Origin of the sequence: Desulfovibrio sp. Huiquan2017 (genome assembly GCF_017351175.1) — a bacterium.
Taxonomy (GTDB): Bacteria; Desulfobacterota; Desulfovibrionia; order Desulfovibrionales; family Desulfovibrionaceae; genus Pseudodesulfovibrio.
Map to the genome: position 1 here is coordinate 1 of NZ_JAFMPN010000002.1, position 11,870 is coordinate 11,870.

General features: G+C 60.8%; 9 protein-coding genes. 8 read left to right on the plus strand and 1 reads right to left on the minus strand.

The features are described 5' to 3' along the window. The 4 genes from J0909_RS01690 to J0909_RS18315 form a co-directional block, all read left to right on the plus strand. Positions 1 to 510, plus strand: a 510-nt coding sequence (locus J0909_RS01690; protein WP_207259897.1) for a CBS domain-containing protein, incomplete at its 5' end; no start/stop codon positions are given. A 3-nt stretch (positions 511 to 513) separates the two neighbouring features. After that, positions 514 to 1,050 (plus strand): HPP family protein, encoded by a 537-nt coding sequence (locus J0909_RS01695; RefSeq protein WP_207259899.1) that lies wholly within the window; start codon positions 514 to 516, stop codon positions 1,048 to 1,050. 56 nt (positions 1,051 to 1,106) lie between these two features. Beyond that, positions 1,107 to 2,294 (plus strand): anaerobic nitric oxide reductase flavorubredoxin, encoded by a 1,188-nt coding sequence (locus J0909_RS01700; RefSeq protein WP_207259901.1) that lies wholly within the window; start codon positions 1,107 to 1,109, stop codon positions 2,292 to 2,294. Positions 2,295 to 2,310: 16 nt separating this feature from the next. Further along, positions 2,311 to 2,439, plus strand: coding sequence for a hypothetical protein (locus tag J0909_RS18315; RefSeq protein ID WP_286181681.1), 129 nt, complete (start codon positions 2,311 to 2,313; stop codon positions 2,437 to 2,439). 308 nt (positions 2,440 to 2,747) lie between these two features. Here the strand turns inward: J0909_RS18315 and J0909_RS01705 are convergent, their stop codons facing one another. Continuing rightward, the gene (locus J0909_RS01705; RefSeq protein ID WP_207259906.1) at positions 2,748 to 5,573 is read right to left on the minus strand and encodes an SIS domain-containing protein; all 2,826 of its coding nucleotides are present in this window, start codon (positions 5,571 to 5,573) and stop codon (positions 2,748 to 2,750) included. Between the two features lie 322 nt (positions 5,574 to 5,895). Between J0909_RS01705 and J0909_RS01710 the strand changes: the two genes are divergently transcribed. The 4 genes from J0909_RS01710 (at position 5,896) to J0909_RS01725 (ending at position 11,851) form a co-directional block, all read left to right on the plus strand. Continuing rightward, positions 5,896 to 7,098: an ABC transporter substrate-binding protein gene (locus J0909_RS01710; RefSeq protein WP_502757423.1), complete on the plus strand. Its 1,203-nt coding sequence runs from the start codon at positions 5,896 to 5,898 to the stop codon at positions 7,096 to 7,098. Further along, positions 7,086 to 9,584 carry an ATP-binding protein gene (locus J0909_RS01715; RefSeq protein WP_207259910.1) on the plus strand — a complete coding sequence of 833 codons (2,499 nt, stop codon included), beginning with the start codon at positions 7,086 to 7,088 and terminating at the stop codon, positions 9,582 to 9,584. The genes J0909_RS01710 and J0909_RS01715 overlap by 13 nt, the downstream gene beginning before the upstream one ends. A gap of 115 nt (positions 9,585 to 9,699) precedes the next feature. Continuing rightward, positions 9,700 to 10,080, plus strand: coding sequence for a response regulator transcription factor (locus tag J0909_RS01720; RefSeq protein ID WP_207259911.1), 381 nt, complete (start codon positions 9,700 to 9,702; stop codon positions 10,078 to 10,080). Between the two features lie 67 nt (positions 10,081 to 10,147). Beyond that, positions 10,148 to 11,851, plus strand: coding sequence for an HD-GYP domain-containing protein (locus J0909_RS01725; protein WP_286181682.1), 1,704 nt, complete (start codon positions 10,148 to 10,150; stop codon positions 11,849 to 11,851). Positions 11,852 to 11,870: the final 19 nt, after the last annotated feature.

Genomic DNA, 11,870 nt, shown 5'->3' on the forward strand with positions numbered 1-11,870 from the left:
ACACCGGGGACGTTCAAAGAAATTTATTCGATATCGTATGACCTGGCGTTGAAAAGGCTCCGGTCATTGGGAAGAGCGGAAGGCATCATGACCTCCCCGGTCCATTGCCTGAACCGAGGAATGAGTCTCACAGCAGCGGCTTCCTTCATGGCAGAACATGGGATCAGCGGTGCTCCCGTCGTCAACGAAAGAGGGGAAATCTGTGGCGTCCTGTCTGAAAAAGACTTCCTGCGTAAAATGGGACTCCCTACAACCGCAGGCATCATGTCCGTTGTCGGCGAATGCTTAACCGTCAAAAAATGCCTTGTATCAGATCTACGGGGAATCTCCGTTCATGAACTGATGAGCCAGCCCGCCATTGCCGCGCACAAGGACACGACCTTGGCGGAGATCTCGCAACTTTTCACGGATCACTCGATAAATCGAATTCCAATCTGCAATGTGGACGGGGCCCCGCTTGGGATCGTGACAAGAAGCGATCTGGTCAGCTCCATATGTCAAATGGTGTAGCGCATGAATATTTTTGCTAAGATGAAGGGGACTACGCAGAGTCCCCCTAGAGTGGGGAGTTCTGAGGTCGTCTGGTCGTGGGTCGGAGCTTTCCTCGGCATAGCGCTGGTGGGCTCTTTCCAATCAATGGTTGTCGACAGCATCGGGCGCAGCTTGCTTATTGGCTCTTTCGGAGCCACAGCGGTCCTAGTCTATGGAGCGATACGCAGCCCTTTGGCGCAGCCGAGGAACGTTTTGGGCGGCCATGTCCTTTCGGCATTGGTTGGAGTGTTATCCTATCAAGTCGCCGGGGACATAACCTGGCTGGCGGCGGCACTGGCTGTTGCGACCGCCATAGCGCTGATGCACGTAACGAAGACTCTCCACCCTCCGGGAGGGGCTACGGCGCTCATCGCCGTAATCGGCGGAGATTCCATCCACAACTTGGGATATTTCTACGCATTGATCCCAGTAGGACTCGGAGCGGTCCTGCTCCTCGCAGTGGCCCTTATAGTCAACAACATGGCAGGTCAGCGGCGTTATCCCGAGTTCTGGTTGTAATCGGCTGGCTTCGTGGAGAACACGCTACAAATCATCATATAAAAAAGGGGAATACAATGAGCTTCAAACTGACGGAAAGCGTAACCTGGGTCGGTAAGATTGATTGGGAATTGCAAAAATTCCATGGAGAGGAATACTCGACCTTCAAAGGCTCCTCTTACAATTCCTACCTCGTCCGGGACGAAAAAACAGTTCTGATAGACACCGTCTACGGCCCCTTCGGAAAAGAATTCGTCGCCGAGCTGGAAAGAGAAATCGATTTGAACCAGATCGACTGCATCGTCATGAACCACTGCGAGGTTGACCATAGCGGTGGGCTTCCGGAGCTTATGCGCCGCATACCGGACGTGCCGATTTATTGTTCAGCCCAAGCGGTGAAAATACTGAAAGGCTACTACCACTCCGACTGGAACTTCCAGGTCGTCAAAACTGGAGACACTCTCTCCCTGGGAGAGAAAACCCTTTCCTTCATTTCGGCCCCGATGCTCCATTGGCCGGACTCCATGTTCACTTATATGGACAAGGAAAACGCTTTGTTCAGCAACGATGCCTTTGGTCACCATCTCGCATCCGACCTGATGTACAACGATCTGGTCGACCAGGAAGAGCTCATGAAGGAATGCATAAAATATTATGCAAACATCCTTACGCCGTTCAGCAAGTTGGTGGCAAAGAAAATCAACGAAGTGGTGGCGCTGGGAGTCCCCGTTGACTTCATCTTTCCCAGCCATGGCATCATGTGGCGCGACAACCCTCTTCAGATCGTACAGAAATACCTGGAGTGGGCGGATGACTATCAGGAAGATCAAGTGACCATCATCTATGACACGATGTGGAACAGCACGAGGGACATGGCCGAAGCGATCGCCTCGGGAATCCGGCAGGCGAACGAGCGGGTTGTCATCAAGATTCTCCATGTTGGCCAGCGCGACAAAAATGATATTATTACGGAAATCTTTCGTTCTAAAATGGTGGTTGCCGGTTGTTCAACCATCAACAAGGGTATTCTTTCCCATATGGCTGGAATGCTCGAAATGATCCACGGTCTTTCCTTCAAAAACAAGAAGGGGGCGGCCTTCGGATCCTACGGCTGGTCGGGAGAAAGCGTCAAAATGATTTCCGACAGCCTTGAAAAGGCAGGAATCGAGTTGGTTGCGGACGGGTTAAAAACGTTGTGGAAACCTGACGAAGCAGGTCGTCAAGAATGCGAAGCATACGGCCGGCAGCTCGCAGAGAATCTATAGCCATTAAGGAGCTACCATGAGTGATAACAAGAAGATCGGTGTCTCTTTTCCTGTTGAGGAATCAATCAAGTATGCTGACGACTCTGTCGTAAGCCAGACCCTGCTTAACAAAGGCAGCATAGGCTCTACTTTTCAGACCGCCTAGAAATGGGAGGATTACCATGGATTCTCCGGGACTTATGCCCGAAAATACGATGAGAACGCCCTTGGGAGGGAACAGTCCCTGACTGTCAGCCATGGTTTGTACGCTGAGCCCCGGCCTGAGCCGCGCCCATCTTTGATCCACCGCTGAATTGTCGTCGTCGATTGGGAGTACGTTTTCTTTGCCATGAAGAAGCCGCTCCTGGTTGATTCCTTAACAGGATACCAGAAGCGGCTTTAGTTAATAACTTTATTGTCTGGGAAACAACTTTATTGTTTGGTTAACAATTTTATTGTGTTCCCACAGGCGAATTATCCCTGCGGCCGGCTGATGCCGACCGTGACGGTCTTGGCCTGGTGGCGGATGGTGTCGATGGGCCGGGTCATTTCCTCGATGGCCTTGTTCAAGATGGTCAGGATGTCGTCGAGGCGCGACTCGGTGGCGCAGATGGCCTCGGACTGGTTGACCAGCCAGAGCATGTAATTGGCCAGGGAGGCGGCCACGCGGGCGGGCAAGGCAGAGTCGGTGGCGCCCGAGGCGATGCGTTCATTGCACAGGTTCAGGGCAACGAGGAGCTTTTCCCGGTCGAATCGGGCCGTGTCCTCAATCATCTCGCCGATGAGCACGCGGGCCTTGCGGAACGGCTCGGCATGGGAATCGATGGCCTTGGCCGCAGACACGCCCCACCAGTGGCCGGCCACGGTTTCGAGTACGAAATCCAGGCCGCCGCCCGCTCGGGGCACCTTGATGGTGGCCTCGGCCACGCGGTCGAAGCGGTTTTCGTCCTCGGCGCAGAACACGATGGGCGAGCCGTTGTGCGCCCGGAATATGGTGGTTTCCTTGACCGTGTCCGTGACGACCATCTCAGGCAGATCGGAGGCCATGACCAGGGTCAGGGGTTCGGTGGACAGGTCGATGTGCTTCTTGTCCTCGGTGATGTCGCACGGGATGGATTTGTAGCACAGTTCCGAGAGCTTGATGCGCACTTCCTGGGCTGCTATGCAGTTGGCCCCGTTGCCGACCAGGGCCCAGTAACGGTGTACCGGAGCGTATTTCCTGGCCACCTCGGCGATGGCGTCCTTGTTCTCGAGGACCCTGTCGATCAGTTCGGGCAGTCCCTCCAGCGCCATGATTTCCTTGAGGATCGTTTCCTTGTCCAGGGTGGAGAGGATGTCCGCCAGCCACAGGGACAGCAGCTTGCCCGCCGCGATCTGCGAGTAGAACGCCTTGGTCGAGGCCACGGCCATCTCCACGTCCCGGCCGTTGCTGGTGTAGATGTGCGAGTCGGATTTCTGCACCAGTGGGGAGTTGCGCCGGTTGACGATGCAGTTGACCCACGCGCCCCGGTCGCGGCACAGGTCCACCACCCGGTTGGTGTCCGTGGTCGTACCCGACTGCGAAACCGGGATCAGGAACACGTCGTCCATGCGTTCGTCGCCCATGAACCCGATCAGTTCCGAGCCGGTGTAGGACTCGATGGACATGCCCGTGTCCGCCAGGGTGCGCCGGAGCAGCCGGGCCACGGCCATGGCGGCCACGGCGGCCGTGCCCTGGCCCACGCAGATGATTCGGCGGATGGGTCGGGTCGCGTCGCAAAATCGTCCCACCAGGGCCGGGCCGCGTCCGAAGCCCTCGGGCAGGAACTCCACTTCACCGTTCTTCTTGATGTATTTTCCGTGCAAGGTGTTGCGGACCGAGTCCGGCGCCTCGTGGATTTCCTTTTCGATATAGTGGGCGAACTCGCCGCGGAAGATGTCGCGCGAAAAGATTTCGATCGTTTCCTCGGCCAGTTCCACGGGCTCGCCGTTGTCCAGGTACCGGGCCACGGGCACGGCGTCGGCCGGGTCCGTGTCGCGCAGGACCACGGATACGCCGCCCTGCCGGTGCACGGCCACCGGGAATGAGGACCGGGCGCGGGCCGCCATGCCGTAGGCCTCGCTGGCCACCAGCCAGCCGTCAACGGTCCGGCCGATGTAGAAGGACTGGCCCGATCCCTTTTGGGCCAGGAACTGGGAGTCGAAGTCGTTCAGGTTCTGCATGACCACGGCCAGGGAGCCCTCGCACCGTCTGAGCACGTTGCGGAACCGCTCCTCGGCGTCGCCGGTGTCCTCCACGCCAAGGTGGAAGAGCACGGGCAGGATCTTGGCGTCCGTGGAAATGGCGGGCGGGATGTGCGCGCCCTTGGCCAGGACCGATTCCTCGACCAGGGTGCGGTAGTTGTCCACGTCGCCGTTGAGCACGAACATGGTCTTTTCCAGCCCGGTGGACATGTCGCCCTCCACCAGCCCGTCCACGGGATGGCAGTTGGGCACGGAAATGATCCCGTTGGACGCCCATCGGGTGTGGGCGATGATGTTCAGGGTTTCGATTCCCTGGGACATGGTCCACAGCAGGTCGTCATGCTTGATGAATTCGCGCAGGGCCGCGCCGTTGTCCCCGAGCTGGCCCACCAGTTGGGCCACCTTGTACAGGAAGCGGCAGGCGGTCCGGCCGTCGCCGAGCCTGCGCACCAGCACCTGCCGGGTATCGGCATTGCCGATGGAGCTGCGGTCGGCCAACTCCTGTTTTTGGCCCCCGGTCAGGTCTTTTTCCGGGTCCACGCCCGCAGGCAGGATGAAGGCCAGGGCCACGCCCGCGGAATCACGGCCGCGTACCTCCAGCTTGTCGATGGACTGGAGCACCAATTCGGCTCCCCAGGCCAGGAAATGCCGGTCGCGCGCTTCGGGGGCGGCGGCCAATTCCCCGGGCATGAGCGCCAGGGTCCGGTCCACGTTGACCAGCACCTCCCGCTCGATCTGCCACAGATAGTCGTCGAGGGTTTCGTGCAATCCCTCCAACTCGTCGGTGCGCGGCCCTTGCTCCAGCTTCACGGCGGCCGCGTTGCGCAGGGCCCGGATGGTGTCGCGAATGCCGGAGAGCGCCCGCAACGTCTCGGGATCGTCCACCAGGCGCATGTGCAGCCCGAAGGACATGAGGTCGTAGAAGTGTCCGGCCAGTTCGGTCAGGGGGCCGGCGGCGTCAAGGAGGTCCGCGGTGTCGCGGATGGCGGTGAAGTCCGCGTCGAGGGCGGTGACCCATCCGGTATCCGGCGTGTCCAACCATTTATTATTGCTTAAGAAACTTGCGATACCACACATGGCGGCAGAATACTCCTGGTGGATGGTTTCGGAGAGGAGGCGGCGGCGCGGGATGCACGTCGCCGGGCGTCCTGCATGCATTCGTTGAATTACTGCACATGGTGGGCCTTGGCAAGGGCGGGGCCGGGAGTAAAGGGGGGCGTCGGGAATTCCGATGTCTTGGACCGTTGAGTGTAAAAAGTGATTAAAACAATCTTTTCAACATGTAATGGAAATGATATATTGACATGAAATCCATGTTTACAAAGCGGGGAAAGATGGCTGAACGGACGGGTGCGGCATGATGTTGCGCGGACGCTGGCGGTTGGCAATGCTCCTCGGGATGTGTCTTGTGTTTTGCCTGCCCGTCAGGGCGGCGGCGGAGCAGGGATACGCCCTCGGCATGTCGGCGGCCTTTACCGGTCCCATCGACGGCCTGGGGGTGGAGCTCTACCGGGGTTCCATGGCCTATTTCAACTATCTCGACGAGCACGGCGGCATCCACGGCAAGCCGGTTTCCCTTCAGATCCTGGACGACGGCTATCAGCCCGGTCCGGCCATCGACAATACCATCCGGTTTCTGCGCGGTGACGAGCCCCTGTGCCTGATGAACTACGTGGGCACGCCCACGGTGACCCGCGTCCTGCCCCTGCTCAAAGGGTATGGCGGGCGGCAGAAGTTGCTTTTCTTCCCCTTTTCCGGGGCGCAACCCCAGCGCGAGCCCCCCTACGACCGGTTCGTCTTCAACCTGCGCGCCTCCTACCGCGAGGAGCTGGCCGGGTTGGTGGACCGTTTCCTGGCCCTGAACCGCAAGCGGCTGGCGGTTTTCTACCAGGCCGACGCCTTCGGGCGCAGCGGCTGGGACGGGGCGCTCCGGGCGCTCAGGTCCCACGGTTTCGAAATGGCGGGAGAGGCCACCTACCGGCGCGGCGCGCGGTTTGACGAGCCCATGAGCCGACAGGTGGACATCCTCATGCGCGCCAACCCGGACGCGGTCCTGTCCATCGGTTCGTATGCCGCCTGCGCGGCCCTGATCCGGGATGCCCGGGACAGGGGGCTCGACGTGCCCATCGCCAATGTCTCCTTCGTGGGCAGCGAGAAGCTGCTTTCCCTGTTGCTGGAAGCGGGGCGGGAACGGGGGCGCGATTATACGGTTGGCCTGGTCAACTCCCAGGTGGTCCCGAGCTACGAGGACTTGAGCCTGCCCGCAGTGCGCGAATACCGCGAACTCATGGACCGTTACGCTCCCGACGCGCCCGCCTTGTCCGACCCGGCCTACGTGCCCTTGCGCTACAGCTTCACCAGCTTCGAGGGGTTTCTCAACGCCAAGGCCATGGCCCGCATTCTCGAAACCTACGACGCGAACCCGGCGCAGGGCCTGCGCGCGGCGGCCGAGTCCATCCATGAGGCGGACATCGGTATCGACGTGCCCCTGCGCTTCGGCCCGGACCGGCATCAGGGCCTGAACCGCGTTTATTTCACGACCGTCCGGGACGGCAGATTCGTCCCCATGGACGAAAGGCGGTGGCGGGCATGGCGGCGCTGAGGAACATGTCCCTGTTCAGGAAGACCGGTTTGGTCGCCTTCTGTCTGTTCGGGGTCATTTCGAGCCTGACCTCGGTTCTGACCGCCTGGACCTTGTACGGGTTGATGACCCGCGAATACGTCAGCAAGGGCACGGCCATCGCCCATTCCATCGCCGGGGCCAGCCAGGAAATCCTGCTCAACCGCGACGCGGCCACGGTCCAGTCCATGATCGACCAATATCTGGAGATCGAGGGCGTGGCTTACGTCTTCGTCACGGATGGCGAGGGACTGGTGGTCTCGCACACCTTTGTGCCCGAATTCCCGCCCATGCTGCGCGAGGTCCGGGGGCAAAAGCACGAAACGACCGTCACTTCGCTGGAAATCGCCCACTACGGGCGGGTCATCGACATCTGCGCGCCGATCCTGGGCGGACTGGCGGGACATGTGCACGTGGGCATGGGCAAGGAACTGATCCTGACCTACTTCTGGAAAGTGGTCTTCAGGATGCAGGGGTTGCTTTTCATTATCTTCTGGGTGTGCGTGGGTATTCTCTACATGATGATGCGCCGCATATCCCGTCCCCTGGGGCAGTTGACGGACTACGCCCGCAAGCTGGCCGCCCACGACTTCTCCGCGACCATCGACATCCGCACCCGTGACGAACTGGCCGTGCTCGGCCGGGCCATGATGTCCATGGGCCAGGAACTGTCGCTGCTCTTTTCCGAGATGGAGAGCGAAGTGGACAAGGCCACCGCCGATCTGCGCGACCACATGGCCTATCTGGCGGCCATCATCGACAACCTGGCCGACGGGCTGCTGGTGGTGGACGTGAACGGGGCCGTGTCGGTCATCAATCCGGCCATGCGCGAGTTTTTCGGTCTGGGCGAGACCCCGTGCAAGGGCAGGTCCCCGGCCCGGCTCTTTCCCGAGGAGATCACGTCCATGGCGGACCGGATACGGCGCTGCACCGACGAGGTGCTGTCCGCCGAGATTCCCCTGACCCGGGGGCGGACCGGCAAGGCGGTGGGGTCGTCCATCTTCGCGGGGTCTCCGGCGGGCCAGTGCCTGGGCGGGGTCCTGCTGATCCGCGACATCACCCGCGAAAAGGAGCTGGATCAGCTCAAGACGGACTTCATCTCCACGGTTTCCCACGAGCTGCGCACACCGATGACCTCGGTGCTCGGCTTCTCCAAGATCATCCGCAAGAAGCTGGACAAGACTGTTTTCCCCCTGCTGACCGGGGTCGGGGACGTGGAGAAGCCCATCAACCAGGTGCGCGGCAATATGGACATCATCGTGGCCGAGGCCGAGCGGCTGACCGAATTGATCAACGACGTCCTGGACATCGCCCGCATGGAGGCCGGAGAGATTCATTGGCGGGACGAGAACGTGTCCGTGGTTTCGGTCCTGGAGCGCTCCAAAGAGGCCACGCGCGGCCTTTGGGAAGCCAAGGGGCTGGCCGTGGAGGTGGAGGCGGCGGACGGCCTGCCCGAGGTGCGCGGCGATCGCGACCGGCTGGTCCAGGTGGTGGTCAACCTCCTGTCCAACGCCGTCAAGTTCACCAAAGAGGGCCCCATATGCTGTTCGGCGGCGCTTGAGGGCGAGTACGTGCGCGTGTCCGTTCGAGATAACGGCTCGGGCATCGACCCGGCCGACCTGCGCCTGGTTTTCGACAAGTTCAAGCAGGTGGGCGACACCTTGACCGGCAAGCCCGAAGGGTCCGGCCTGGGACTGCCCATCTGCCGCCAGATCGTGGAGCGCCACGGCGGGACCATCCAGGCCGAGAGTGAGCCCGGCAAGGGCAGTGTTTTCTCCTTCACGCTTCCCGTGGTCAGGGAGACCGTCGAAGCGTCCCGGGAAGATGCGGAGCCGTCCCGCTGTCCGGTCTATTCGGGCGACGCCGCCTGGAAGGGCCGGGCCGCGCCCAAGGTCCTGGTCGTGGACGACGATCCCGCGCTCATAGAATACCTCTCCCAGGTCTTCGAAGAGCAGGGCTTTGCCGTGTGCGAGGCGCGCAACGGCCCGGAGGCCGTGGCTGCGGCGCGGTCCCTCCTGCCCGATCTGATCACCATGGACATCATGATGCCCGGCATGGACGGCCATCAGGTCATCGACCGGCTGCGGGCCATGCCCGAGACCCGGGACATCCCCATCCTGGTCATCTCCGCCCTGAGCGGAACCGGGGCCGGGGACATGGCCCTGCTCAAGCCCGTGGACGATGAGGCCGTGCTCGAGGCCGCCGGGACTTTGTTGCGGGGCAAGGCCTGCGGCGACGCCTGCATCGTGCTCGGCGAAAGCGGGGAGTGCGACCTGAACGGACTGCGCATCCTGTGCGCGGGCGAGGTCACCTTCGCTACAGCCGAGGAGTTCTGGCCTTTGGTGGAGGGCGGGTTCCGGGGCACGGTGTTCATCGCCGCCGAGGCCGTGGGCGGCGTGGAGCTGGAACGGCTGACCCGGCTCGGGGGCGTTTCGGTCATTCTCCTGCCGCCCTTTGCCGAGAACTGACCCGGGCCTTTGTGTTATTCCAATTGCGAGACCCTGGTCTCTTGTGGCATGATCGTGTGCGTAGTGGGAAAGATTGAATGTCGTTTCAACCGGTTTGTTCAAGGAGAGATGACCAATGGCCAAGAAAATCCTCATTGTTGATGACGAGGTTCACATCAAAATGTTGCTTGAGCAGACGCTTGAGGAGCTTGAGGACGAATTCGAAGTGGACCTGTACACGGCCTCGGACGGAGAGGAAGGGCTGGAGTTCATCCGGAGCAAACGTCCGGACCTGGTTTTTCTCGACATCATGATGCCCAAAATGAACGGCTACGAGGTCTGCCGGGTTATCAAGGACGATCCCTCCCTTCATGACGTGAAGATCATCCTGCTCACGGCCAAGGGGCAGGAAGTGGACCGCAAGCAGGGGTTGGAGCTGGGGGCCATGATGTACATGACCAAGCCGTTCGATCCCGACGAGATCCTGCGCGTTTCCAAGGAACTGCTCGAACTGTAGCCGGAGCTGTTCACGCGTCAATTTTTCCCGCATGACCCCTTTGAAAAAATACATACGTCCCGGCGTATTGCGTAACATTTTGCGCAAAGCCGCCGAAATGGCCGGAGGCCGCTGTTCCCTGGCCATCAGCTTTGAGGGCGAGGTCGTCATCGTCGAAGGGGCGGCTTCGGCCAAGGCCTTTGACAGGAAAGGCCCCGGGGTGGTCAGCGCTCCGATTCATTTCGACGAGGTCCATTCGGGCCGTTTACTCATGCGCCCGGACGGGCCCGAGGAGTCGGTCGAGTATTCCCGGCTTCTTGATTTCGTGACCTATTCCATCCAGGAACTGGTGGATATGGAGCGGGCCCGGCGGTCCATTGCCGAAGAGGCCCTGGCCAAATACCGCGAACTGGCTCTGTTCCATCGTTCGGTGCCGAACATCAACGCTTCCCTGCACATGCGCGACGTGGTCAACGCGCTCATCGACGAGTGTCGGCTGGAGAATTATCCCGGCGAACTGGGCATGATCTTCCTGCTGGAACCTTCGCGCAAGGTCTTTCGGCTGGCCGTGCAGTTCGGCTTTCCCTTCGGAACCTACCTGCAGCCCATGGTGGACAGCGATCTGTTCCAGGAGGTGGCCGCTTCGGGCCGAGGGGAGATCGTCAACGACCTGGACAAGGACGCCCGTTGGGAAAACGAGCTGCCCGGCTTGGGCTCCATGATCCTCATTCCCATCAATTCGCCCAACCGGTGCGAGGGCGTGCTTATCCTTGCTTCCCGGAGCACCGGGATTTTCGAGGCCGCCCACCGACGCAGCCTGTCCACGCTGGCCTCGGTGGCGGGCATTTCGGTATCCAACGCCTTCAACTTCGAGGGCGTCCAGAAGCTCATGAGCGCCATCCTCCAGGCCCTGGCCGAAGCCATCGATGCTCGGGATCCGTACACGGCTGGGCATTCCGAGCGCGTGGCCCATCTGGCCGTGGCCTTCGCCCACGCCTTGAACGAGGCCGGGGGGTACCGGAGCGAGCTGTTCAGCGACGACGAGCTGCGCGAGATTTACTACGCGGGCGTCCTGCACGACGTGGGCAAGATCGGCATCAAGGAGGACGTCCTGACCAAGCGCACCCGGCTGCCCGAGCGGCGCATGGACGTCATCCGGGCGAGGTTTCAGCTTTTGGGGCAGTTCGACGACTTCGACTGGGGACAGGCCTTCGAATATCTGAGCGAGGTGAACAAGGCCATGGTCCCGGACGCCTCCGCCCTGGAGTTCGTCCGCAAGCTCGGCGGCCGGGTCATGCACCGGAACGGGACCGATCTGCGCTATCTTTACGACGACGAACTGGAGAACCTGCTCCTGGCCTACGGCAATCTCACCAAGGACGAGCGCCGGGAGATCCAGCGCCATCCGGCCGAGAGCGAACGCATCCTCCAGCACATTCCCATGCAGGATAATTTCAGCCATCTCCTGACCATCATCCGCCAGCACCATGAGCGCATGGACGGCTCGGGCTATCCTGACGGGATCAAGGGCGAGGACATTCTGCCCCAAAGCCGCCTCATGGCCATCGTGGACATCTACGACGCGGTTACCCAGGAGCGCCACTACAAGCCCGCCTACACCCGCAGCGAGGCCATGAAAATCCTTCGAGGGGAAGTGGAAGAGGGCAAGCTGGACATAGAGTTGACGGAGTTTTTCCTGAACAACATCGAGAACATCGAGTTGCTTTCCGAACAGGTCAAGGTAACCCGGGCCACACACCTGTCGGCCCTGGGCAATCTGTCCAGCCTCTAATCGGGGCCATTCCTCAGGA

Coding starts and splice junctions, on each gene's coding strand:
- J0909_RS01695 (WP_207259899.1), top strand. CDS start 514: ATGAATATTTTTGCTAAGATGAAGGGGACTACGCAGAGTCCCCCTAGA.
- J0909_RS01700 (WP_207259901.1), top strand. CDS start 1,107: ATGAGCTTCAAACTGACGGAAAGCGTAACCTGGGTCGGTAAGATTGAT.
- J0909_RS18315 (WP_286181681.1), top strand. CDS start 2,311: ATGAGTGATAACAAGAAGATCGGTGTCTCTTTTCCTGTTGAGGAATCA.
- J0909_RS01705 (WP_207259906.1), bottom strand. CDS start 5,573: ATGTGTGGTATCGCAAGTTTCTTAAGCAATAATAAATGGTTGGACACG.
- J0909_RS01710 (WP_502757423.1), top strand. CDS start 5,896: ATGTGTCTTGTGTTTTGCCTGCCCGTCAGGGCGGCGGCGGAGCAGGGA.
- J0909_RS01715 (WP_207259910.1), top strand. CDS start 7,086: ATGGCGGCGCTGAGGAACATGTCCCTGTTCAGGAAGACCGGTTTGGTC.
- J0909_RS01720 (WP_207259911.1), top strand. CDS start 9,700: ATGGCCAAGAAAATCCTCATTGTTGATGACGAGGTTCACATCAAAATG.